A 26,485-nucleotide genomic window follows, 5' to 3' on the forward strand; every position below is an offset into this window, starting at 1 on the left:
TGGAGCTGGCCTTAAAACAATCAACCTATTTTAGGACGACACAGTTTAGTGTCTAGAAAACTACAAGCGTAGCTTTATCCGTTAGATTTTAGTAGTTGTTGAAACAACTTATCCTCGTTCACATCTTTCTTGCGATTAGCAGACCAGTTAGTGGCAAAACCTGTCGGAAACTGGCTATCACCATCGGATTCTCCTTTATCTGACCATAATAGTGGGAATAGTGGTCCTTGGGGGGCCTCACCTTCAATCATTTCATCGAAACTGACACCTGCTAAATTTACGCAGTCAGGACGCGGCTTCCAACGAATATCGTCACCAAACATACGAACTGAAAGCGCAATACGCCAATCATCAGCACTGTTACCTGATGAGAAATGTAGCGTCCAAGGGTGAACTATCAATAAATCACCAGGTTCCATTGCATAAGATTTAAACTCGTTATTAGGATCAGCTCTTAGCTTTTGTTCATTGGGGTGAGAAATACGATCTTCTGGTTTTATCATTTGTCGTGCATTGGGAGAAAATAGCCAATAAGGAACATCCTGATTATGTGAACCGACAATGAACTCCAAAGAGTTTTCCGCAGCAACACCACCAAGAGGAAGCCATAGAGATGGTACCATTACGCCAGTGACGGGCCAGCCCATTCTGTCAGCATGCCAGATTGTTTTTGAATCAGAATGAGGCGCTTTAGCAAAAATCTCATCAAAAAAGAAGCGAACCTGTCGGGAACCCATTACCTGGGCTGCAGCTTCAGCTATGGGTGAATCAAAAATTAATGACCGAAACTCTGGAATAGTACGAGACATATAACGTCCCGGCATTGATGGTAATAAACCGAAGTCTTCTCCATCAACCGAGATGCGTTTTCCAAGAGGTTTTAGGACATTGATCCACTCAGGATCAAATACTTGACGAAGGCACACTGCACCTTCTCGTTGATAAATTTCTCGGTCTTCATCGGTAATAGCGCGAAGAGGGTGTTTATTAAGTTTCATTGCTCTACCCGTTTTTTTGATTATGTTTTAGTTAGACCTATAATGGTTCAGTGTTGGGCAAGCGATCAATTTGTTTTTTATTATACCTGCATCAGTTGTATCTATAACGTAGTTATCAGATGGATAAATTACAGCTTCCAATAGGCTGTTATATGATAACAGTTATAATCGTTTCAGGCCGTTTTCTAAGTGTTTTGATGAGTTGCAACTATTCTTGGGGTAATATTTTTGGTTATTAATGACTACTTATTAATACCTTAGGAAGTAAAGCTTAGCTATGCATATGCTCGTAGAGGGCATAACTTTTCTGTATTGGCTTACTAATTTTACATCAGTTAAGGTTTTTAGCGCATATAATAACCAAAAAAGAGAGAATATTATGAAGCTATTGCCCAAAGAGGCTAGTCACTGTTTATCTAGCCCTTCAATTTTGTTATCAACATGTTTTTCCCTAGCTATTTCATCCACGATGCCGGCAATGGCTCAAGACGCTGGGGATGAATTGACAACACAAGCTGATCAAGCGTCGATTGAAAAAATCATCGTTACCGCGCGTCGTCGCCAAGAAGGATTGCAAGATGTGCCGCTTTCTATTTCGGCAATGTCAGAGGAAGATCTTCGTGATGCTAACATTTATAGTGTCGAAGACTTAGCTGCTTCTACGCCAGGTTTGTCTTATACCAATACTCGAGCTCTAGGTTCGCCGATTATTCGTGGTCTTGCACAAACAGATGGTGGCGCTATTCAAACCAATGTTGGTGTATTCATGGATGGTATCTACATTAATAACCGTTCAGGTCTAGAGTTTGGGAATATGGACATTGCCCAAATCGAAGTGGCTAAGGGGCCCCAAAGCGCATTATACGGTCGAGATTCATTTGCAGGTGCAATTAATTACGTAACTCGTGCACCAAGTATTGACGAAAACGAAGCGACTATTCAGTTTGATTTAGGGTCGGATGGTCGACGTGGAGTGAAGGGGTCAGCCAATTATAGTTTTGGTGATATCGGGGCTTTAAGAGTATTTGGGGGATACAGTACGTTCGATGGTACGATAGAAAATGAACGTGGAGGTGATAATCTAGGCGGATGGGATAAGCGTCAATCTATTGGTGCTTCACTGCTTTTGTATCCAACGGATCGACTCACACTTAAATTATTTGCATTGAAAAATGAAGTTGAAGAAGATCAACCAACGTTAGTTGTCCAAAGCCCATCTAAAAATAATACAGGTGCGCACTATGTCAACGAAAATGGTTCGTTTTATACTCTTTTCGATGGAGAAATCGAAGCTGGTGATTCGGTCAACCTTGATAACAGGGGGCGGGGTAATGACGGTAGTATTACGCTGGCGTACCTGAAAGTTGATTATGAATTTGATTTTTCCACATTGACAGGGAAATTCGGATACACCGAGTCTGGCTATGATGGTTTCTTTGATAACGTTGGGGACCTAAGCGCGGTTAATCGTCCATTGGCTCCACCTGTTTCTGCCTATTTCTTAACTGACTCGGCTGGTGACGCTGCAAAGCAAACTTCAGTTGACTTGCAGTTAGCATCTAATGGCTCGCACAGTTTTGACTGGTTGCTTGGGACATCTTATTACGACTCTTCATCTGCGATCCAAACAGCAAGCCAGGGCGCCCTTATCGGTCAAATTGATACTTTAATTCCAATTAGTGATTTTAACTCAAAACTTGGTCAAGAAATTTTTGGTTATTTTGGTTCGGCGTCGTTTGAATTGACTGAGACTATTCGTGTTGGTGGTGAGGCAAGATACACTGAGGAAAAACAAAACTTTGATGTGTTTCAAAACTTTCTTTTGTACGGTTTAATTCTTGCTGATTCAAAAGAAAGTACAAGCTTTGATTATTGGTCAGGCCGCTTGACTGTCGAATATCGTCCGAACGACGATAATTTATTTTATGCTTATATCGCCAATGGCGTGAAAACCGGTGGTATAAACTCAGGGCGTGAGGGGATGGAATTTGCATCTTTTGATCCAGAAGAAAATACAACTATCGAAGTTGGCTCCAAATCTTCTCTTCTTGATGGGGACTTAACACTAAATACTGCTCTGTTTTATATAGATTGGACAGATCTACAATCTACAAGTCCAGGAACTTATGGGACTGCTCCGTATGTGGTTAATGGAACCGGAGCCTCTTCAGCAGGGATCGAGCTCGATGCTACTTGGGCTATAACAGATAATTTAATCTGGGCTGTAGCGGCTACATTTCTGGATCCAAAATACGATAGCGGATTTCAAGATGGCGCATTTGAAGAAACTTGTCTTGAGCAAGCTGCCGCAATAGCTGGTAGCTTTGTCTCTAGTAGCTGTAATGGCGATGTAGGTGGAAACCAAATTGCAAAGACATCTAAGACTCAGTTCTACACAAGTTTGACTCATGTAATACCGTCTGCTTTTAAAGGGTTTGATATCGAGAATAGAGTTGACTTCTCTCACGAAGGCAAGCGCCCAACAACTAGTCTTAACTATGCGAAAATACCAGCGAATAACATATTCAATTATCGTTTGAGCTTCAAGGGTGATGAGATGGATATTTCACTTTGGGTGGACAATATGTTTGATGAAGAGTGGGTGGCATCTACTTTGCCCATTTCAAGTCTTGAATATGGCTCGCCGTTATTATGTCAAAGCTGTTCTATCCGTGAAGAAGCTGTTTATCTTGGGAATGGCCGTCAGTTTGGTATAACTTTAGTGAGAAGATTTTAATTAGTTTTAACTTAAGAGCTTCTTTCAGCGGGTAATGTGCTTTAGTGTTTTATATCTATATTGCTTTCAGTATAACTGCTCGCTGAATAATGTCTGATGCCGCCTTCGGGCGGCTGTTTTAATTCTATACCTACCGCTGATTCATGTACAAAAAACTAAGCTATTAGCTTGGTTCTGACCGCAGCCATATCCGTGCTATGCATTGTCTATTTAGAGTCATAATTTTTCTGTATTGGCTGTATGAAAAGGCTAAAGGTAGACTTAACCTAATAGCATAACTCCATAGCCATTATATTGGCTATTCACTGATCGTCTTCAAATTTACAGGATTTTTATATGAAAGTTTTACTTACGGGTGCAAATGGTCGTACAGGTCGACCCATTATTGCAGCTTTGGCTAACAAGGGTATAGATGTTCGTGCGTTTGTTCGCAGTGATGAACATAAAGATACACTCAAAGCAATTGGGGCAAGTGAACTGGCTATTGGTGATATGACCGACCAAGAAAGTATATCCAAAGCGGTTTCTGGCTGCGACAAGATCATTCATATTGGCCCTCCTATGCACCCTGATGAAACACAGATAACGCAATATTTTATTGACGCTGCACTTAAGCACGGGATAAAACATTTTGTTTATTATTCTGTTATGCATCCTCTTAGACGTGAAGTGCGTCATCACAAGTTAAAACTGGATGCTGAAGAGAACCTTATTGAATCGGGTCTTCCTTACACGATTATTCAGCCTTCCCGCTACATGCAACACCTTGAAGCTATCTGGAAACCAGTGACAGAAGAAGGGATACATACCATGCCCTTTAGCACCTCAAAAAAATTCAGCGTTGTTGATCTTTTGGATCTAGCGGAAGCGACAGCAATTGCTGCGGCCAGTGATGATCATTTATATGCAACCTATGAACTGGTCGGTCCCGAACCGCTTAGCCAGGAAGATATGGCTGAACAGCTCTCCAGTGTTTTGGGTCGCAAGGTGACAGCCAAAGCCATACCGTTTGATGACCTAGAAGCTGGCGCGCGCGCCAAAGGCTTTTCAGAAGACCGAATTGGGCAAATGCTCATTATGAACAAACATTATGACGCCCACGGCTTTATCGGCAATCCAAATGTTCTAACCATGATTTTGGGTAGAAGACCCAACACTTATCAAAGTTATATCACGCGTTTAGCCAATGCTGATTAATGTGTTTTGGAGATGGATTTAATCCCTCAGAGTTGTACATTGCTATTGTGCAACCTAGGGAGATTAGAACGGTACAATTTAGAGCTCCCTCCTTTTGGCGAAGTTCGTAACTTCGCTTTTTTTTGTCTAAAACTCGTGCTAATAACGTTTACACTTTTCAAGCTTATTTTAGAGAGTGAAATATAATTACCTCCTAGGCATTCGCAAATAGGTTATTCCCGCGCTTCTAAAAAAACTGTTGTTAACCAAATGAAAAAGCAAGTTCACTAATAAACAAGTACAAAAGCAATATGGGATTCAGAATTCTCCAATAAGTTTTACTTCGGTTTCGTAAGCATGGTCGTTTAGATAGGTTTAGGCAAACTCTAAAGTTTTTTCAACGAGGTAAGCAAATGGATAAACCAAAGAGCAAGATGATGTTAAAGTGCTTACTGAGCATTTTCTCCACTTTGTATAAGCACTCCACAAATGCAACAGATGATGAAATTGAATGAGCTAGTGATTGGAAGATGCCACCTGTTTGCTCGTTAAAACTAAGCTGGTCAGCACAAGACGACTAACTGCCATCATCGGCATATACTACTCCAGTCGCGCGATGAGGGGCTTAAGACAGAGAGATAATGTTGCTCTGAAGAATATAATAAACGCCACAGAAAACATACCGTGCAATGATCGACGCTATGGTTACAATTAAAACCCATTGCCTGAGCGTATAAACGAGATACATAAAAACGAGTAGTGACTCTACAAACCCCAAAAACCTCGAGAAAGCTGAGGTTTTGATAGCTGAATCAGTTAAGTTATTTAATAGCCCAAGGCCATATTTGGACTTAAAATACAAAACGCCCGATGAAATTCATCGAGCGTTTTAATCGAAATAAGTGTCAACCAATTTCAGAACTAGTCAACAAGTGTAGTAATTTAAATTTAGTGCTTAAAGCGATCGTGGAAGCGATCAACCACCGCTGATTTTAGCATCGGATGTATCCTGTCTCTGCTGTGCACTTTCTTACCGGTCATATGAATAATTAACTGGCTTGGGTCACCCTTTTCAACTCCGTACCAAGGATATTCTGACGCTTTCATTGTAGCTGAATAATCCCTGCGACATTCAATTGCGGGGGTTGAAGGATCCATTAATTCTTTGCGATCAACATTCCAAAAACCAATATCAATACGGGGTTGCTGAGGGCCTTCATGCTGTGCAGAACCCAAAACGGTATAGCTAACGTCTTGACCTGAATCTATGTAATGCTGAGAATAGCCACCTTCTTCGTCCCAAGGTTGGTTATAAAACTCCTGAGGGATACCAGGTACTACAATGGATTTCCCTTTGCGGTACATTAATCTGTCTGCATAGAGTAATTCTGGTAAATCAATCGTCTGATCTGTGTAGGGATTATAAACTTTATCCAATGGTTTGAAGGTTCTTGGATCTACGTGAATAGTGGCAAATACTGCCCAAGTAATATAGTCATCTGGGCCGTGCTTATCTGTTATTGTGGGATCAGCACTTGCCGGACTACAAAAGTATTTACCAACGGTCATACGCCCTAGAAACGGGTATGCGGGTACACCAGGAGGAGCAAAACAAATCCAGCCAAATTTATTTAACCAACTATATTCACCGATTAAACTGGCATGGCTTTTGGCCCAAGCATAAAAGTTATCATCGGGATTACTAAGATTATAATTGCCTTTTTTAGACGGCATCCAGCGTGGTAATTCGAATATCTCGTCAGGATGCATGTTAGGGCGTACGTGTTCGCTCTTCGCTATATGCAGTTGTTCTACTTCTTCTTTCTCTTTCTTAAAAGCTCCTGCCATAACGTCCTTAGGCTGCATAAGCATCATACCTGCAGCGCCCATCGCCGTGCTCTTTATAAAATTGCGGCGATCCAATGGAAAGACTCCTTTTTCTGCAGCAGCAGAAGGTTTATTAGAATCTACTTTCTTATCTGACATGATCGTTTCCTGTATATTTACACCGTGGTATTGAAACTGGTTGCTAAAGTATTTGTTAATTGCTGCTGACAGAAGTTTAGCCAAAACGTATTGATCAAGATACTGAGACTAATTAAAAACACTCTGCACAGTATCTTAACTATGTACACGATACACCTAATCAATACGACAACAATTTGTTATAGATTATCTGTTTAAAGCCTAAATCGCTTAGGAAAAGGGTCAATAGCCGTCTTTTGTATAAGTGGATGCACTCTTTCTTTACTATGTACTTTTCTGCCCGTCATATGAATAACCAACTGGCTGGGGTCACCCTTTTCAACTCCGTACCAAGGATATTCTGACGCTTTCATTGTAGCTGAATAATCTCTACGACACTCAATCGAAGGCGTCGAAGGATCCATTAATTCTTTGCGATCAACATTCCAAAAACCAATATCAATACGGGGTTGGTGCGGACCATCGTGCTGAGCTGAACCCAAAACGGTATAGCTAACATCTTGACCTGAATCTATATAGTGCTGGGAATAACCACCCTCTTCATCCCAAGGTTGGTTATAAAACTCCTGAGGCACACCAGGTACTACAATGGACTTACCCTTGCGGTACATTAATCTGTCAGCATAGAGTAATTCTGGTAAATCAATCATCTGATCTGTGTAGGGGTTATACACTTTATCCAGACGTTTGAACGTTCTGGGATCCACGTGAACCGTTGAAAACACCGCCCAGGTAATATAGTCATCTTCACCATGCTCATCTGTTATTGTGGGATCCGCACTTGCCGGACTGCAAAAATATTTGGCAACCGATACGCGCCCTAGAAATGGGTATGCGGGTACACCAGGAGGAGCAAAACAAATCCAGCCGTAGCTACACATCCAGATATCCTCACCCATTAAGCCGGAATGGGCTTTGGCCCAAGCATAAAAGTTATCATCGGGATTACTAAGATTATAATTGCCTTTTTTAGATGGCATCCAGCGTGGTAATTCGAATATCTCGTCAGGATGCATGTTAGGGCGTACATGCTCACTCTTCGCTAAGTGCAATAATTGTTTTTTCTCTTTATCAAACGTTTCTGCCAAAACGTCTTGAGGTTGCATAAGCATCACGCCCGCGGCGCCTATTGCTGAGTTTTTCATAAAACTGCGGCGATCCAGAGAAAAAGGGCTTTCTACCTGCGTATCTGATTTATTCAGTGACGATTTCTTCTTTGACATAATAATTTCCCATTAAAAATTAAATCTTTGTGAAACTGCATGTTAATTAACCGTTTATGATTTCTTATTGTTGTAATACGTCATTATTGTTAAAACCAGCTAATTATTAAGACTGACTGCATATATGAACGCCCTTTCGCCGACGTCCTAAAATGATCTATATGCTTGTAGAGAATAATGGACTTGGCTGAAAAATGTATCAATTGGTTTTTTCTGATGTTTATATAACGAATAGGTATGGAGCAGTTTAAGGAGTATGTTTTTAAGGGTATTTTTAATACTGTAATGTATTTTCCTAGTGTCTGTGCTGTCTTTGATTTAATTTAATCTTGTTTGTGTATAAAGAGTTAGTATGAGTGGCTTGCATGTTGGCGTTAGGTATTTTCAGTTTATTTATTTTTGTGGTTCACATTCTATCCAATCAATTTCTTATCAATGAATATGCTATAGATGGGGCCACAGTTTAACTATAATTTCTAATTAAGTTTGTATGTCTAAAGGGTATTAGCTGAATGCTGGGGAGTGTGGTTTTATGAGCTAAGCAATAAATATTAACTAATAGGAGCTTTTATGAATTTTAGATTGTTTTTCATCCCAATAGTGATTTTTTTAGGAGGGTGTGTTGGCACGTCGCACACATCCAGTATTCTTTATAACATCGGCCCTGTAGAAGAGGGCGCCTTCTCATCAATCGATATATTGCTTGATATAGACAGCCAAACCTACAAAACTCCTCATAATGACGGCTATGGTGTTTACCGTTTTGATGGGACAAATATATGTTTCCTAGCCAGCTATTCAAAGGTTGAAAGGTGTATAGATTTTCAGATTGAGCCTGCTAAGTGGGTGGAAGGAGAACATTGGGAAATCAAATCCTTTGACGGGTCTGACGCCGTTGTGACAGTCAAAGAGATTATTTAGGTGATGCTAAAAAAAGGTACAAAAAATAATAAAAGTACTAATTTTTCTTGCTATCAGAGATTAGCTTCAGCCTAAATAACTGTACCAAATAAATAATTTGATAAGAAGTGGAATGTCAATAATTGCCTTTATGGCAGTTGTTGACAAATACTACGAATTTCTTCCATTAACAATCCCGCAGCGATATTTTTTGAATCAACTTTGCGTGTGATTAAACCGGCTTTACGGCGAATAGGCGTGCCTGGAACGGGGAGTATTTTCAAATCTCCTTTTTCTACACTTTCTTGCACCCAATGGCTAGGAAGAATTCCGATAAAACCATCATGCTGTACCATTGAATGAATAATATTTAATGAGTTGCTTCTTACTTTACTATGTGGGGCGGGCAAACCTTCATCAGCAAAAAAAGAATGCATAAATGAATCCATATGTGCTTGTTTCAATACTACCCATGAGACATCCATGAGATCACTGACTTCCACCTTGTCTTTTGCACTCAACGGGTGGCTCGAAGACGCAACAATGACTGAGTTAATCTCACACAACGGCTCAAAAAGTAATTCATCGCGATATTCACTGTCTGGACTGGTAGATAATACTACATCTAGAACACCATCTAATAATTGCTGAACCAGATCTTCATAAAGGCCAATAGTAATAGAAGTATGTATACCTTGATGATTTTGCGAGAGATTTGCAGCGGCTTTATCAAGAAATAAATTGGAAAACATACTTGCGGCACCAACATGGATCTCCCCTTGAGAGCCTTCCAGTACAGCTCTAAGTTCGTCTCGGGCGGCCTCCATTTCATTTAGAATGAGCATTGCGTGACGGTGCAGCATTGTGCCTGTTTCGGTAAGGTAAACGCCTCTAGGGGTACGTTCAAATAATCGTGTACCCAGTATATCCTCGAGTACGTTTATGCTTCTTGTTAATGCTGGCTGTGATATATACAGTCTTTTGGCAGCTTCTGAAAAACTGCCATATTTAGCAATTCCTGCAAAATGTTTTAGGTGTCTTATATCCAATTTTTTAAGCCTAATGATTTATAGATTAAGAGAAGTAAATCACTATTAAGATGAATTTACAATAGTTGGAAATTACACTAAGGACCTCTAAAAGGCTATTGCTGAATAGTGGATTTTTATTTTTGCCTCAGTGCTATAAAGATTGATTCGGAGTAACCGTAAACTCTATTAGAACTTCAACACAGCTGGTTATAAAATTTGATATACGTGAAAATGCAGAGGTATATCAATCTAGATCTTACTTAGTACATATTTTTAGGGGTGCTTTAGACAGTTTCTCTCTATAAGTAGAACCTAGTCAACTTAGAGAAAAATTCAATCTGCCAGCGCAATAACGCAGTGCATTAAGGTTGCTTAATTGCGTCAATGATCAAATTAGGTAATTTGGTGTCATCCCAATCAAACCGCTGATCACCGGTGCGAACAATGACAAGATCCTGCTTACGGCTAATGTATACCCTTTGTCCACCTATACCATCGAAATATATCATATCATCGACGTAGAAGGGTTCTGTTGCAGAAAAACTAACCCCTGTTTTGGCATCATTATAGAAACGTTTTTCCTCGTATTGATTACCAAGCCAAACCTGCCAACCATAATTCGGATAGGCTACTGAAGGGGTGCTCATTTCATTTATTAAATCTGCAGAAATTACTTGGTCCCCATATATTTGACCTTTGTCTTTAATCAGTATTCCAACCCGAAGCCAGTCAATCGCCGTTGCTAACAATGCGGTATAGGTTCGAGGCGTGCCATCATTATAGTTCCAAGTGTACGCATCACTAGACCCAAGACGTGTCCAAAGCCTCTCTGAAAGATACTCTCCGTAGGGTTTATGTACCGCAGACTCGATCACCATTGCCACAATTTGACTGTTTGTATTGGCATAGGTAAATCGGGAACCAGGCTTAACTTCAAGACGCATATCCAACAGGGCTTCACGGTAGCCTTGCCCCTGCGTGACAAACCTAACGCGAGGTGAGTCTATCCCACCTTCAATACTCAAGGGTTTCAATCCACTTGCCATATTCAGCACATTCTTTATGGTGATCTTACCTTCCGGAAGGCCTTTCCAAGCATCCACATAGTTTTCAATAGGTTCATCAACGCTTTTGATATAACCGTCTTCGATGGCCGTTGCGACCAGTAATGCCATGACTGACTTGTGCATAGATGCGGTATTAGGGCGCAGATCAGCATCGAAGTCTTCAAAATAACGTTCTAAAATAAGTCCACCCTGATGCCATACAAGCAAAGAGTAGCTACCTAGCTCACTGGCATAATTAATGGCATCGGTAAAGTCGACAGAAGTTGACTCTGCAGCTACGTTGGAAGTTGGCAATGGACGTGGATTCCCCTTTATTTTCCCCAAGGGTTTTAGTGTCCTGATTGCATCTGAGAATCGTGGCCTTGCCTTAGCTGATTTATCGGTATCTGTCCGAACGTCCGTATCTAGGCTTCTTAAAACTTTATTGGGTATAAACGTATTATCCCATTTCGGCTCACGTGGCGCCCAAGCGCCTGTACGAAGAATAACGAGTTTTTTTGATGGGACAATATAGGCAACCTGATTCGAATTGCCGTCAAAAAGCACTAAGTCATCAGCCTGATAAGGCTCAGAATGGAATGTTTTACCATAGGCTATATCAGGGTTAGCAGCACCTCTTCCTTCGGTATAAGGGCTTCCAATATACAGCCCCATACCTGCATGTGGATTCTCTTTGGTTGGTGTACTTATTTCCGTGACAAATCCGGTCGGTAAGAGACGTTTTCCTTCCCAAACTCCATCCTGTAAAACCAGAATTGCGGTACGTAAATAGTCCTCTGCAGGCAATAAAGCGCAGCAACCTGCATGAGGCGTACCGCCTAATCGGCCCATCCAGATTTTACCCCCACGGGCGCCTAGGGGCTTGAGTAATTCATTGGCTATCCAGTCTTCATATTGTCTACCTGTAGCACGTTCGATCAAAGGCGCGACTAAATCTGCAACTGCATTGGCATAGTCATAACGAGTGCCAGGTTCATTGACTAGCGGATATTCATTAATTATAACATCTTCAAAAAAAGGATGAAGATAGGCGCGCATTAGGACGTCATCGGCAGATTTAACATCTGACTGGGGTAGAAGGCCTGAGCGCATGCCAAGCAGATCTCTAATCAACATTTTTTCTTTAGGCGTGCCACGCCATTCATGAATAAAATCTGCTACAGGCTGGTCGAGAGAGTCGATATGCCCCTCGGCAATTGCCCTGCCAACGGCAAGTACACTGATTGGTTTAGCCAAGGATTTTGAAACAATTTCAGTATCGGCCGTAGTATCACCAAAATAACGCTCTGACTCAACTACGCCATTACGCCAGACAATAAGTGCAGATGAATTATTTTTATCAGCATAATCTTCAATATCACTAATGGCGCTTTCAGGAATAGTTTTTTTCAGTTTTTCTGCGCGAGGTAAGGGATGCCAATTTTCACTTCCTTCAAGTAGCACGAGTGGATCGTAAAATGGCAAACCGTTCATGCTTGTTCGATCAGTCATTCTTTTAAATCGTTCGTGCAAGATCTTTTCTGCTTCGGCCGTTGACATTTCTGGCTCGGAATTATTTTGCGCGCATGCAACCAAAACTAAAACTACAATAAAACTATAAAAAAAACGAAGGATCATATTAATTTACCTTACTGAAATTAAATTACTGCACAAACGGTTTTCACTTCCAGGTATTTACTTAACGCCTGCATACCACAGTCTTGTCCCCATCCTGATTGCTTGATACCACCAATAGGTAAACTGGCGTCAAACATGGAGTGACAATTAATCCATACAGTACCAGTATGAATATCATCAGCCATACGGTGAGCTGTCGATAGACTCTCTGTCCAAACGCTGGCAGCCAGACCAAATTTAGAATCATTTGCGAGCTCTGTAACTTCCTCGATATCATCGAATTTTTGACAAACTAATACTGGACCAAAAACTTCTTCTCGAACAATCTGCATATCCTGACGCGCATTAGCGATCACAGTGGGTTCAATAAAAAAGCCGGGGCAATCGAGTCTTTTGCCACCAGTTACCAGTGATCCGCCTTCCGCTTCAGCCGTTAAGATAAAATTGTTTACCTGTTCAACCTGACGTTTATTCACCAGCGGTCCCATTTGAGTACTTGGCAATAAACCGTGGCCAAGTTTCATACCTTTTGCGATATCAGCGACCTTTTCAACTACCTGATCATAGATTTTGCTATGTGCATAGAGACGTGACCCGGCAACACATACCTGGCCGCCATTAAAGAAAATAGCATTAGCCGCACCAGGAATCGCTAGATCTAGATTTGCATCATCCATAAGTATTACTGGCGATTTTCCGCCTAGTTCAATGGATACTTTTTTTAAGTTTGATTTTGCCGAATCCAAAATTGAACGGCCTGTTTCTGTTGATCCGGTAAAAATTACTTTGTCGACATCCATATGAGAAGCTAAAGCTTTACCCGCGATAGCTCCGTAACCTGTGATTATATTAACAACGCCTGGAGGGAAACCGGCCTCAATAATTAGTTCGCCAAGACGCAGAGCGGTTAGAGAGGTATCTTCAGCAGGTTTAAGTACAACCGTGCAGCCGGCGGCCAAAGCAGGAGCTAGTTTCATAGCCGTTAGCACCAGTGGTGAATTCCAAGGGACAATGGCCGCAACCACACCAATGGGCTCCTTTCGCGTATAAGCAAATATTTTTTTGCCTTCAGGCTGATAATTTATCGACGTAGGAATCGTGCTACCTTCAATCTTAGTTGCTGCACCAGCAAAGTAACGAAACTGTTCTACTGCACCAGGAATTTCTGCCCAACGGCCAACATACAAAGGCTTACCTTGGTCCAACGTTTCCAATTCAGCTAACTCGTCAATATTTTCCTCGATAAGATCGGCCAGTTTCCATAACAAGCGACTGCGCTCAGAAGGCGCCATTACTGGCCATGCTCCTTGTGTAAGAGCTAAGCGAGAAGACGAAACCGCATGATCGACATCCTCGGGTTGAGCAGAAACAATCCGTGCCAATACTTGTTCTGTGGCAGGATCAATGCTGTCGATCATTTCTTCAGTACTACCATTAATCCACTGATTATCAATCAGAAGTTGGCGTTCTTTGATTTTAAGAAAAGCTTTGGTTGCAGGAATATTCGGCTGAACAGTTTGTTTCATGATCTTCTCTTGTATATGGGCGTTTACTTTTTAATTCGTTAACTATTATCTTGCTAAGCAGGCTATCTTAGTTAACATTGAGTGCTTTCAAAACACTTGCGATTAATTTTTGGCTTTTATTATCAAGTTCTGCTTGTAGAGTTTCATCGGGCTGAAATCGATCAACTTGATCATGTATCTCAATGCCTTTTTGTTCTAGAACTGCTTCAAGAACACGCACACGATCAGTCAATACCCATAGTTCCTGTGTTAGGGTTAAAAGTGCCATGGCGAGGCCGCCAGTGTCAGCTTCATTGAGCGTTTCCCGGATTGGATTATTAAACTCAGTAGGGGCCTTATCAAAGAGTTGTTTGATGGATTCTTTATCAGTTGCTTTGTTCATTACAGTTGTCGCTCATAAACGTTAGTAGACATAGTTTGTCTGGTTTCGGGTGATATTCTCTATTAGGGTTTAGTACCTTGAATGAGATAAGGGTATTTCGCGCCATTCATACCCCCACTAGAAACATTGATAAACCCCGCGGCTTCTAACATTGGAGCAAAATCTATACTCGCTGTTTCGCGCCAATATGGTTCACCTCCATAAGCTGCTCCACGGTCAGCTTTCCATTGTTCAAGTTTATTTAAATCTGAATAACGAGTGGCATCAGACATCAGTAAGTCACCACCAGGCTTTAATACGCGGAAGGCTTCAGTAAACATTTTTTCTATAGCATCAACAGGCATTTCATGCAGTAAAATGAATGATGTGACCAAGTCAAATTGGTTCGATTCAAATTTAGTATCTTCAGCCGCACGTTGATAGAGGTGCCATTTCCATCCTTTTAGATTTGCCGTTCGTTGAGAGTGCTCTAACATAGTCAGAGAAAGATCAATGCCAGTAATTTCAGCATCTGGGTAAGTTAAAGCTAAAGCTTGAGTATAATGGCCGGAAGAGCAGCCCATTTCCAAAATTCGCTCATAGCTGTCTTTTGGCGCCATAGCCGCTACTTCAGGCCGCTGTTTGGTGATGCCGTCAATAAATAAGGCGCCGACTATTCGACGATGAATGATTTCGCCATGAATAAAGCCCATATAAGGGTGGCCGTCCCAAGCTTTGGCAGTACGGTGAAACTCCACGCCCTGCCAATAAGCAGGAGCCTTGAAATCTTCATCGATCTGAATCTTCGTTGGCCCCTTTGACAACTGATCAAGTTGATCTTGCAGATCGGGCTGTATTTCCTCAAAAGCATTAATGGCCGCTTCACCATGATTAACGGAGTGCCATTCTCCCAGCAATTGATAAATACGAAAGGGCCTTGAATCAACTAGAGAGTTCACCATAAAGTGATTGCGTTCATCAAGGTCATCTGGGAGTTCATCAATATTCCCCGCGGCTTTATCTGCATCCTTTCTTACGGCTTTAGTTAATGTGGCTGAACCATGAAATATATTGACCATGAAATCGATTGTGGCTCGACCACCTTGTTTTAATTCAAATTCGAAACCGTTCATTATTTATTCCTCGCGCTTTTTGTTACTTCAGATAGCATTTTTTCGTCTAACTTAAAACCAGCAAGAATGAATATAGATATGATACTCAATGCTGCTGGCAAGTAGGCCATGGATAGGAGTAAGGCCTGACGAACAGCTGGGTTCTGTGCCTGTTCTATAGGTACGCTTTGATCAAAACCAGCATACGACAGGGCGGCACCTAAAATTAATGGGCCGAGCGAAAAGGTTGCCTTCTCAACCAGACTGTAAATTGAGGTATAAGCCCCCTCACGTCTCTCTCCAGTTTTCTTGACATCATATTCGATGGTGTCTGTGAGCATAGACATAGCTAGCATTACATTGCCTGTTGAAACCACGCCCACCATTACACCCCTGAGAAGAATTAACGTTAGTGATTCTCCTGGCTGAGCAAATGTCCAGCTGAGGGCATAGACGACGAATATACTTGCAGATAACATGTATGATTGGCTTTTGCCTATTTTCTTCGAAAGTTTTACAAACAAAGGAGCTGCTATCAACGCTGAAACAGTGATCACAGCAAAGAAATAGGATTGTATTTTCAGGTCGAGTTGCAACGTATTTAGCAAAAAATAAAACATTGCTGGGCCAGACACAGCGACACCTAGTAGTTGTGCGATTTTTACGCAGATTAAACGCAGGAAGTGCTTGTTAGCTGCTACTGCTTTGAACTCGATAAGTGGATTGGTTCTTATACCCGTAGAGTGTGTAAATTTAGCTTTTCGGGTTCCAAAAAACGTAATGCTCATGCTAACAAGAACAATAATGCCACCAGCGATGCCTAGAATTGCGTAGGAAGAAGCATCTTCTTTACCTAGTTCTTCTAAAAACCAAGGGGCAATAGATCCTGTTACCAAACCACCGATTGTAACAAAGACTATCCGATACGCATGAATAGAGGAGCGCTCGTGATAACCGTTCGTCATTTCCGCAGGCATCGACATATAGGGAACATTAAAGATGGTGTAGCCCACAGTATAGATGATTAGCGTGAAAAAAATATAAGCTATCACAAAGTTATGATTATCAAAATCAGGCGTTGTAAAAAACATAATCAGTGTAAGGGCTGATAAAATAGCACCTGGCAATAAAAAAGGGCGTCGTCGACCTATATTAGTTTTTGTACGGTCACTCCACAAGCCCACAAGCGGATCAGTGACAACGTCGAATAACTTGGTAACTGATAATAATAGACCGGCTATGAAAGGTTCAATATTCAATATATTGGTCATGTAAAACATGCCTAACCCGGCAATCGAGGCAAGTACTATGTTAGCACCCAGTGCACCAGTTCCCCAGTATACCTTGATGGATTTTGGTATTTTTTCTTGTCTGGGTGGTTGTTCATTCATAGTCTGATTCTCTATTATTTTAATGTAAATTAGCCGTGTAAAAACTCTATGACTGCATGGTTATATTTTTCCGATACCGTCATCGGTGCAAAATGTCCGCCGTAGTCGAGCATTTTTAGTTTGGCATTAGGAATTTTCTGGGACAATTCTTCAGTGAAACTAAAGGGCGTTATTTGATCATCTTTAGCACCAATAGCTAAGGTCTCATGGCTTATATGCTGAATATGTGTTCTTAAGTCATGTGCAGCCACTGCTGCTAATCGGCTCAATTCAACTTCCAATCCTGGGAAGGCCTTGATCCTGTCTTCCAAAAAAGACCGAGTAGATTTAATTTGAGGTTGTAAGTGCCAAGCCGGTGTGGCTAAAAACGTGCCCATGGTTAAATAGGCATTAGGGCCTGCATTGATAAGAACCTCTCTACGGGCCGAGAATAATTGGGTAAAATAAGCGTCTGGCCCAGCCCAGCTGCTACTTAGCACTAATTTGTCAATTCGTTCTGGTGCTTTAAGAGCAATATGCTGGCCTATTGCTCCACCTGTCGAGTGTCCAATTAAGTGCGCTTTTTCTACATCCAGTACATCCATCAGGCTTATTAAGTCGTCAGCCATATGTTCAGCGCCGGCTACTAATTTATCCGGAGTACTTTTGCCAACACCTCGATGGTCATGGAGGATAACGCGAAAATGTTTTGAGAGTGCTTCAACCTGATTTGCCCAGAACTCATGGCGACCACCAAGGCCTGCTACTAATAGCAAGTTTGGGCCATCACCATGTATTTCTGTATAAATCTCTATATCATTAACTTTAACTAAGGGCATTGTAAATTCTCTAAAGTTTGCTTATTAATCGAGTGATGTAACAACGGCTTTGGTATCCAAATAATTCATTAAGCCTTCAAGACCATTTTCACGTCCCCAGCCCGATTGTTTAAAGCCACCAATAGGTAGATCCCAGTCGGCAGAAGAGCCAGCATTAATGCTAATATTACCGGCTCGAATTCTTCGAGCTAACTTATGCGCTTCTCCAAGCATGTTGGTCCAAATCACTGCGGATAACCCATAGTCGCTATCATTTGCCATGGTAACGACTTCATCAATTTCGCTAAAGCGTTGAGCGACCAATACGGGGCCAAAGATTTCCTCTCTAACTACGGTCATATCGTTCGTTGTGTTGCCGATTACTGTGGGTGATACGAAGAAGCCTTTGTCACCGATTCTATTACCGCCAGCAACAATTTCACCACCTTCTTCTCGTCCCTTCTCAATATAATTTAGTACACGCGCTTGTTGTTTAGCAGAAATGAGAGGGCCAAGTAGCGCCTCTGGATCCAATCCAGGTCCTACTTTAATATTCCGGGAAAACTCTGCGATACCTTCGACGACTTGATCATAGACGTCATCATGCACATAAAGCCTTGATGCGGCGGTACAAACCTGTCCAGAGTTAAAGAAAATACCCATCGCGGAGCCTGCAATCGCTTTTTCTAAATTCGCATCAGGGAGAATGATATTGGGCGCTTTACCACCAAGTTCTAGCGTTACTTTCTTCAGATTTCCTGTGGCCGCACTAGCAATAATCTTACCGGTTTGTGTGGAGCCAGTGAACGCTACTTTGTCTATTCCAGGATGAGAGGCGATGCCAGCGCCTATGCTTTGGCCATAGCCAGTAATGACATTAAGCACGCCATCGGGAAAGCCAGCTATTTTGGCTAGCTCACCTAGACGTAGTGCCGTAATAGAAGTATCTTCTGCAGGTTTTAGAATACAGGTGCAACCGGCGGCGAGGGCGGGGCCTAATTTCATGGCGGCCATTACTAACGGGAAGTTCCAAGGAATGACTAGACCAACAACGCCTACTGGTTCCAGCAAGGTATAAGTATGGTACTCACCCGGCATTGAAATATTGTGGGTGGTACCATGAATTTTATCTGCCCAGCCAGCATAATATCTAAACGCACCAGCTGTAGCGGGTATATCAACCGACTTGGAAAGGCTTATTGGTTTGCCACCATCTAGCGTTTCCAAATAGGCAAGTTCTTCAGCATTTTGTTCAATTAACTCAGCAAATTTGTTTATTATTGAGGCCCTTACAGCAGGCTTCATGTCACGCCATGCTGAGTTTTCAAAGGCCGCTCTGGCTGACGCTACGCAGCTATCAAGATCTTCAGCGCTGGCATTGCTAATAGCTGATATTACATCGCCTGTTGAAGGGTCTATGACATCAATAAAATCTCCAGATGATGAATTTACCCAGCACCCGTTTACCCAGATACCATGCTTTTTGTCTAGAAAAGTTTTTGCCGCTTGGCTCATTGATACTACCCTCAATATGAAGTTCTATTAATCGTTTATTTAGTGAGATAACCTTAGCAGAGAGAGTATCTTGATAGCTATTGAGAAAAGTTCACCATTCCATAAATATAAATTATGGCTATATTAATTTGATTTCAAGAATGGCACTCAAGAATCATGTTTGGGTACTATCAACACTGAGCTCTAATTTAAGTCTGAGCTGCCTGAATCAAACGATACACTTTAATAATGGAATATAATCCAATTTTTGAGGTGTTAAATGACAAAAAATAAACGGAAATATACCAATGAGACCAAATAATAAGTCGTTGTTTTGATTACTGAATAAGGTTATAGCATACCTAATGCCTCCGTGTCTTTGAGTATCACTGGGAAATTGCTATACAACTAGAAAACCAAATTTGTAGCAGAAAAATCAGGTGCCAGTTTAAATTCAGATGGGCGAGCTGAACCGAGGCGGCTGCGTAACGAAAATAAAGAGCCAATGCTATTTTCGAGTAAAGCAGAAACAATTTAGTTTATCGGGCGCATGTAAAAGGTTAGGTAAAGCGGACTTCAAGGTCAGTGAGAATGGCGTTCAACAGCTAATGGCAAGTCTAGGTCTGATAGTTACTCAACGAGTAGCTAATAACATAAATACCAGCCTACAGGACGCATTGTAGCAAGGGCTTTAGCCCCTGAACCTAGGTAAGACATTGCGCTGACATAAATACCAGCCTACATGACGTATTGTAGCAGGGGCTTTAGCCCCTGAACCAAGGTAAGACATTGCACTGACATAAATACCAGCCTACAGGACGTATTGTAGCAGGGGCTTTAGCCCCTGTATAAGGCTTGTTATTTAGCCTGCCAATGCATGAGAATAGATTGAGTATCACTAAGCAAAGCGAAATTAATGGCCATGGCATGGAGGCTGGCGTCGTGCAGTGCGGTTTCGTATGCAGCGCAACCATCACTTACCACAATGGCTTGATAATCAAGGTGAAAGGCATCTCGCACACTGGACTCCACGCAGCATTCAGTTGTGACGCCGCAAAACACTAATGTGTCTAATTGCTTTTGCTGTAACAGTTCATCCAGTTGGGTCTTAAAAAAGGCGCTATAACGGGTTTTATAGATAACGGTATCGCCTTCTTGTGGCACTAAACCGTAAAAATCCATACCTGAGGTTCCGGCTCGACAAATTGCGCTTTCAGCTTTGGCATCTCTACCTTGTCTGGTCATCCACTCTTGCCATGCTGGAGAATCGTCTTGTTCAGTGGTTTTTAAGCCAACAAAGATTACTGGAACAGCAGATTGCCGGGCGCTAGCCACTAATTTTTTTATGTTTTCAATTGCCGGTTGAAGCACTCTCATGTTCAGTCCAAATTGGCCTAATAGGCCATCCGGGCTGGCGAAATCATTTTGCACATCAACGATGCACAATGCGGTTCGAGTAGGCGCTATCCACTCAGGCAGAAGTTCAGTTAAATCAGCATCAGCCATAATGGGCTCTTACAGCGGGTAAAATATCTTTTCCAAATTTATGTAAGCCTTTTTCATAATCGTCAAAAATGACCATTACGCCGTCCATTTCAGTGTTATCAATCATGTCGATAAGTTGCTGTTTTACTGTTTCTGCAGTTCCGACTATTTCTCGACTCATAAATGCACCTTGAGCTCGAATCACCATAGCATTGTCTTTTAATGCTGGGTCAATGCCGTAAGAGCGCATCATGCCCTCAATTGCCCCTAAATCTTTACCTTCACGATAATAATCTGCTTTGGCTTGGGCTTCTTCTTCCGTGTCTTCAATGATAAGCGTGGCCATACAGAAGCACTTTACTGGTGTATCCAGTTCATCGGCAATCTTACGAGCCATACGTGTGATTTTTAAGGTTTCTTCATCGTCTTTCCCACCAACAAAACAAGCATCGGTGTTTTTCACGGAAAAGCGTAAGCCGCGCTCAGATTGACCTGCACAAACGGTAAAGGGTTTATTCTGGGGTTTAGGTTGTGACACACAATCTTCAAACTTAAAGTATTTACCTTCATAGTCTACGTGGTCTTCTTGCCAGAGCTTGTGGAGTATATCACTCCATTCTTGGGCATATACATAACGCTCGTCGTGGTCGATATCATCCCGCCATGCGCCCATTTGATTAAGCTCATCTCGGAACGAACCGGAAACAATATTTAAGCCTGCACGACCACCTGAAATTTGATCTAAAGTACTCATCATTTTGGCCACCGCCCCTGGATTCATTATTAGGGTGTGTACCGTTGCGATAATCTTGGCGTGGCTGGTGGCTTCTGCCAATCCTGCCATCATAGTAATCGACTCTAAAGAAGTGCCCCAATGTTCGGTTTTACCGCCATAACCACGCCATTTTGCCATGGACATGATGAAATCTATTTTGTAACTGTCTGCAATGACCGCCGCGGTTTTGTTTTGCTGATACGAGGCGTCCAATGTCGGAGTATTTTCTGAAACTATCCACCCGCCATTTGCGATGGGTAAAAATACGCCAAATTCTTTACTGCTGGTCGTCATAATAAAAGCTCCTGAGAACAACTACTTACTAGCTACTTTAGCAGCAAGCATATTATTAATAGATGGGTCTGATGGGGTGGGTTCGGAAACTTTTTGTTCCTTTAGTCTAGGGGGACGCATAAATGCAATTCCAACTAATACCAACATGGGGAGAATCCCGATTAATACAAAGGGGGGAACAAAAGTCCCAGATATATCGCGCATACGACCACTAAGTATAGGTGCTGCCGATGCGACGGTTGCACCAATATTCATTAATGAAAACAATGGTAAATAAGGCCCAGTACCAAAATATCTTACTAATAAAACTGTGCAAGATAAGAAGGTCAATCCAAAACCAAAACCTATGGCAAAGGCGAAAAAACCTAAAATAATTAAAGATTGTCCAAAACTTAAGGCAAACATGCCGCCAGCTAATAATAGTAGTGCAATCTGCAACATTACTTTAGGATCAAAGAATTCACCGATAAAGCCACCAACTACACGAGATATGGCATTACAAAAAGCCTCTGCAGATAATAATGTGCTGGCTAAGGCGAAGGTAATTCCAACCTCAGTCATATGTGCAACTGAAAAGCTATTTACGGTTATTCCCACAAATAGCACTGTGGAATAAGCAATCATTAACAAAATATATTGTGGCGTACGAATCGCTTGTTTAAAAGTCCAGGTTTGTTCGGTTTCATACACTCTTTGTTTTTCGGTGTCTATGAGCTCTTGTTTTGGAGGCGTTCTTAAGCGGTTGGCATCTGTGAATAATAGCGATAGCAGCATTAACCCTACGGAGACTATAATAGCTGCTAGCATCACTAACCAGTGTAAACGCCAGTTACCTAACAAATTGGTCGCCATCCAAACCACAATGGGCCCAACAACCCCCCCTAAACCACCTACGGTATAATAGAAACCGAAAGCTGTAGAACGTCGTTTGAAAAAGTGGGTAATGATATAAGTGCCGGGTACTGAACCCACAAAAGTATAGCCAGTACCAGTCAGAATACATCCAAGAAAGTAAGTTATCGGCGCCGTAGTCAAGTACAACACAATAAAACCGATTGCCAATAGTATTAGGCCAATTATCAGGGTTGTAGCAACTCCCCAGCGTCTAACCGTTATAGTTGGTAAGTACCCACTTAAACCGCAGGCCACACCTAGTAGCGTGAAACCAAGACCTGCAGTGGTCCAATCCCAACCTAACTCAGTTACCATCGCTGGCAGAATAACGCCTAGCGAAGTGAAGGTTGCGGCAGTGACAACAAAAAAGCTTAAACTGAAGGTGCACAAAACAAACCATGCCTGTTTATCAGCGCTTAACTTACCCATAATGATCCTCAAGGTATGCAGACTGAATAAAATAATTTTTCAACTGCGTACAGATATTTCTATTTAAAAAGCGTAATTGACCGTTGCTCGCCATTCACGTCCCTTACCAGGTAATACAGCAACATCACCATATAAATCCTGTAGCGATGTAAAGTAGGTTTCGTCTAATACATTATCGATATTTAACATTAACAACCAATTGCCATAGTGGGCGAACAAAGACCCCTGTAGCGTCCAATAGCTTGGATATTTCACTGAGTCTTCTACCAGTCCTGAGGTTTCCGATACATAACGAACCCCCCATGTTGAGCCAATGCTATCAAACACGCCAGCTTCACTGGCATAAGTCGCATAAATACTGGTTACAGCATCGGGTATACGAGTGTCTTCTAATTCACCAAGGTAGTAATCGCTGCCAGTGGCAGAATACATGCTATTGGCAAAGGTCAACGCGGCTACTGATATGCCATAGTTATCAATATCGCTTAAACCGATATCTCTTGGGTTAACGATGTAATAACCGGCAAACCCATCGATGTATTTGGTTTTTTGTTTATTACTGGTAATGCTAAAGCTCAACTTTTCACTGGCAAGAATACGCAGTTCTAATTCTGCACCTTCACTTCTGGTGCGGCTAACTGTGTTTCCGCCAACGTTACTCAACTCTGTCCTCTCTTGCCTGTAACCCGAAATAGAGCCAGTTAAAACACCTTCAAATAGCCTAAGTTTTATCCCGCCTTCAAGCAATTCACCTTCGGACAACCATTCACCATTGGCAACTAAATCGGGAGACACATCACCGGCTTGGCTAAATTCGATGGCTGAAGATTCGGCGTAGCTCACGTATGGTCTAAAGCCCGATTCTAAATCTAGTAGTAACATTGCGCTGAAGGTAAATTCACCATCAGTCTCTTCAGCATAGGTTTCCGTTGCATAGGAATAAGTTGGATCGCCGTTTTCTGTGGATTCCACATCGTAGTAGTCATAACGACCACTGAGCGACAGGTTCCAAATATCCATTGCAGTTAAATCTACCATGGCAAATGCTGAGTGATAACTCCATTTTGATTGGGTATCTAAATCCCAAAAGAAGTCAGAATTAAATGGAGAGCCTATGGTGTCATTTGGCATTGCACCAACGGAAATGTCTCTGCGGTTAATAGCAATTTGTCCACCGTTATAAGACTCTTTCCGGCGAGCATCATAATAACGACTACTGATCCCCACATTATATAAACCTTGCAGCGCATCACTACTGTTACCAAAAGCACTAATATAGGAAACGCGGAGCTCGGCTGTTTTGGCTAAATAATCAGCAGGAAAACCATAACTTACAAAGCGTTGGTTATCGAGGTAATCAGCAAATAGTTGGAGCTTTAACTGGCTTTCGTCCTCATAGGTTTTAATCAGGTCAACGAATCCCGTCAAAGTAGCGGTATCTGAAAAGTCGCTATCACTTGTATACACATCATGGCGCGACAGTTGAGTGCTAGCAACATTAGTGTCCAATGCAGCTACGTTTGGATCTGCGTATAAATAATAGTCAGGATAAGAGGTCAACTTGGCAAAATAGGTTGGATCTTGCGCTGAGAGTTCAGCCCATTCCATTTGTCCATTGCCGTTGGTATCGGCCAGATCGGTATCGCGGCCAGTAACATAAGTGCCATCGTCAATTAATTCTTGGGTGACTCGATTCCATCCTGGCGTTTGCACATAACCTTCAGCATTATACGCCATCACCCCAGCAACCAATTTCCAGTCATTGGCTAACTCAAAGTCTGCGGTAACTTGAAGTATTTGATGTTCCGGCTCTATGCCATTGTAATAGCTGCCAGAATCTTCCACTTCAAGATAGGTATAAATGCCACCTTCAGCTTTGCCAATATTAACGGGTAACCCGAATTGAAAACTGAGGTTCTTTTTGTCGTATGAACCTAATGTTACTTGCATTTCACCGACGGTTTCAGGCAGGTAACCACCACCCTGGCTCAATCTGGCGGTTTTTGGCTCAAGGTTTAGTAATCCGCCAATTTTACCTGGGCCAAAGTTGGCCGTAGGTGGACCACGAAGGATATCTACTCTGGATGTTGAACCAATTGGAGTTTGATAGGTACCGCGATTTTCTATGCGCTTAAAACCATGAAAGTAGGTCTCTGCTAGGGTTCCCCTTACGTTTAAGGCACCTTCTACACCATAAAATGACGCGGTAAATGTACCAGGAGCAACAGCGGTAAGATCATCGACAGTGGTTACGCCAAAAGCGGTTAAGGTTTCATCGCTAACAAAGGTTGCTGAACGAGGAGTGTCTAACAAGGATTTTTCAAAACCAAATAGCAATCCACTTGGTTGATTTTCAAGGAAGCCGGCAATATCTCGTTGAGCGATGATTGAAACGACTTCGACAGATTCAGAGCTAGTCTGATTTGTATTAATTGACCTTAACTCTTCTGCCATTAACTCTGTGCTAGCAACTTGCAGCACAACCACAGTTAACAACACTGAAGTAAAGAGCTTATCCAATTTAAACATAGTGTGAACCCTTCTAAATATTTTCGTTTTTCCTGCTGGGTATTACACTAACAACCTAGGTGTTATTACTTTTGTAATTATCCGTCTAAGTACTTGACGACTTATGTCACTCGAGACTTTATTCTTTTTGCTTGGTAAGTTTAGCTACACTAATTTGGTTGTAACCCAAATCGGTAAAATTTCTTTTTTGGGATAGTTGCAAGCATTCCCTAATTACCATTTCTTATTTGATTTACGCCGAAGTCTACAGCAACTAACAATATAAAATTGTATTGTCTTTGCTTAGATTTTCGAATTCATTAAAAAAACAGGTGTTTTTATCAATGTATCTCGCTGTTCAATTCTTCTACATAATTAGGGTGAACAAACCCTAAAACAACCCATTCATCGTTCCTTTCTATTGCAGGGAAGCTCAAATAAAAATACAACCTAAGTAAATCACGATGATTCAGCGCCTAACCAATAGTATCAAAATGTGAGCGAAGGGGTTTTTAATATGTCGTAATTTTGTTTCTAAGAATATTCAACCATCACATCTGGATAATCGAAACTCTCATGGGTAACTTTGCGATATTAACGGCAATTATACACTGCATGGAGGTAGCTGGGGGTGTTCAATTCATCAATTTCACAAATAGTAACCAATTCACTAGGGTTAGGCTG

Annotated in this window: 18 protein-coding genes; 3 read left to right on the forward strand and 15 right to left on the reverse strand. The window is 41.8% G+C overall.

The genetic code is table 11. From position 1 onward, the window contains the following. Nucleotides 1–74: 74 nt before the first annotated feature. Nucleotides 75–998, reverse strand: a complete 924-nt coding sequence (locus tag AB6T38_RS08795) for a phytanoyl-CoA dioxygenase family protein (RefSeq protein WP_372546963.1) — start codon at nt 996–998, stop codon at nt 75–77. Between the two features lie 478 nt (nt 999–1,476). On the opposite strand from AB6T38_RS08795, the gene AB6T38_RS08800 reads away from it, so the two are divergent. Both AB6T38_RS08800 and AB6T38_RS08805 read left to right on the forward strand, forming a co-directional pair. Further along, entirely contained in the window at nt 1,477–3,735 is a 2,259-nt protein-coding gene (locus AB6T38_RS08800) for a TonB-dependent receptor (RefSeq protein ID WP_372546964.1), read from the forward strand. A gap of 336 nt (nt 3,736–4,071) precedes the next feature. Continuing rightward, complete coding sequence (locus AB6T38_RS08805; protein WP_372546965.1) at nt 4,072–4,932, forward strand: SDR family oxidoreductase; 861 nt, start codon at nt 4,072–4,074, stop codon at nt 4,930–4,932. 927 nt (nt 4,933–5,859) lie between these two features. Here AB6T38_RS08805 and AB6T38_RS08810 read toward each other — a convergent pair. Together AB6T38_RS08810 and AB6T38_RS08815 are read right to left on the reverse strand one after the other, a co-directional pair. Beyond that, the gene (locus AB6T38_RS08810) at nt 5,860–6,897 is read right to left on the reverse strand and encodes a hypothetical protein (RefSeq protein ID WP_372546966.1); all 1,038 of its coding nucleotides are present in this window, start codon (nt 6,895–6,897) and stop codon (nt 5,860–5,862) included. A 194-nt stretch (nt 6,898–7,091) separates the two neighbouring features. Next, nucleotides 7,092–8,120 (reverse strand): twin-arginine translocation signal domain-containing protein, encoded by a 1,029-nt coding sequence (locus AB6T38_RS08815; RefSeq protein ID WP_372546967.1) that lies wholly within the window; start codon nt 8,118–8,120, stop codon nt 7,092–7,094. 570 nt (nt 8,121–8,690) lie between these two features. Between AB6T38_RS08815 and AB6T38_RS08820 the strand changes: the two genes are divergently transcribed. Next, a complete protein-coding gene (locus AB6T38_RS08820) occupies nt 8,691–9,041 on the forward strand; it encodes a hypothetical protein (RefSeq protein ID WP_372546968.1) in 351 nt (116 codons plus the stop codon). Nucleotides 9,042–9,169: 128 nt separating this feature from the next. On the opposite strand, the gene AB6T38_RS08825 is transcribed toward AB6T38_RS08820, so the two are convergent. From AB6T38_RS08825 to AB6T38_RS08880, 12 genes are all read right to left on the reverse strand, one after another. After that, nucleotides 9,170–10,069, reverse strand: coding sequence for a LysR family transcriptional regulator (locus AB6T38_RS08825; RefSeq protein ID WP_372546969.1), 900 nt, complete (start codon nt 10,067–10,069; stop codon nt 9,170–9,172). Between the two features lie 344 nt (nt 10,070–10,413). Further along, entirely contained in the window at nt 10,414–12,735 is a 2,322-nt protein-coding gene (locus AB6T38_RS08830; RefSeq protein WP_372546970.1) for a serine hydrolase domain-containing protein, read from the reverse strand. A 20-nt stretch (nt 12,736–12,755) separates the two neighbouring features. Continuing rightward, nucleotides 12,756–14,261 (reverse strand): aldehyde dehydrogenase family protein, encoded by a 1,506-nt coding sequence (locus tag AB6T38_RS08835; protein ID WP_372546971.1) that lies wholly within the window; start codon nt 14,259–14,261, stop codon nt 12,756–12,758. A gap of 67 nt (nt 14,262–14,328) precedes the next feature. Then, nucleotides 14,329–14,643, reverse strand: coding sequence for a hypothetical protein (locus tag AB6T38_RS08840; protein WP_372546972.1), 315 nt, complete (start codon nt 14,641–14,643; stop codon nt 14,329–14,331). Between the two features lie 62 nt (nt 14,644–14,705). Continuing rightward, nucleotides 14,706–15,755, reverse strand: coding sequence for a methyltransferase domain-containing protein (locus tag AB6T38_RS08845; protein ID WP_372546973.1), 1,050 nt, complete (start codon nt 15,753–15,755; stop codon nt 14,706–14,708). Further along, the gene (locus AB6T38_RS08850) at nt 15,755–17,125 is read right to left on the reverse strand and encodes an MFS transporter (RefSeq protein WP_372546974.1); all 1,371 of its coding nucleotides are present in this window, start codon (nt 17,123–17,125) and stop codon (nt 15,755–15,757) included. The genes AB6T38_RS08845 and AB6T38_RS08850 overlap by 1 nt, the downstream gene beginning before the upstream one ends. A 29-nt stretch (nt 17,126–17,154) precedes the next feature. Further along, a complete protein-coding gene (locus tag AB6T38_RS08855; RefSeq protein ID WP_372546975.1) occupies nt 17,155–17,943 on the reverse strand; it encodes an alpha/beta fold hydrolase in 789 nt (262 codons plus the stop codon). A 24-nt stretch (nt 17,944–17,967) separates the two neighbouring features. Continuing rightward, the gene (locus AB6T38_RS08860; RefSeq protein ID WP_372546976.1) at nt 17,968–19,437 is read right to left on the reverse strand and encodes an aldehyde dehydrogenase family protein; all 1,470 of its coding nucleotides are present in this window, start codon (nt 19,435–19,437) and stop codon (nt 17,968–17,970) included. 837 nt (nt 19,438–20,274) lie between these two features. Beyond that, a complete protein-coding gene (locus AB6T38_RS08865) occupies nt 20,275–20,922 on the reverse strand; it encodes a cysteine hydrolase family protein (RefSeq protein WP_372546977.1) in 648 nt (215 codons plus the stop codon). Beyond that, nucleotides 20,915–21,970, reverse strand: a complete 1,056-nt coding sequence (locus AB6T38_RS08870; protein ID WP_372546978.1) for an LLM class flavin-dependent oxidoreductase — start codon at nt 21,968–21,970, stop codon at nt 20,915–20,917. The genes AB6T38_RS08865 and AB6T38_RS08870 overlap by 8 nt, the downstream gene beginning before the upstream one ends. 21 nt (nt 21,971–21,991) lie before the next feature. Further along, the gene (locus AB6T38_RS08875) at nt 21,992–23,293 is read right to left on the reverse strand and encodes a CynX/NimT family MFS transporter (protein ID WP_372546979.1); all 1,302 of its coding nucleotides are present in this window, start codon (nt 23,291–23,293) and stop codon (nt 21,992–21,994) included. Nucleotides 23,294–23,356: 63 nt separating this feature from the next. After that, nucleotides 23,357–25,822 (reverse strand): TonB-dependent siderophore receptor, encoded by a 2,466-nt coding sequence (locus tag AB6T38_RS08880; RefSeq protein ID WP_372546980.1) that lies wholly within the window; start codon nt 25,820–25,822, stop codon nt 23,357–23,359. Nucleotides 25,823–26,485: the final 663 nt, after the last annotated feature.

The organism is Aliiglaciecola sp. SL4 (genome assembly GCF_041538045.1).
GTDB lineage: Bacteria > Pseudomonadota > Gammaproteobacteria > Enterobacterales > Alteromonadaceae > Aliiglaciecola.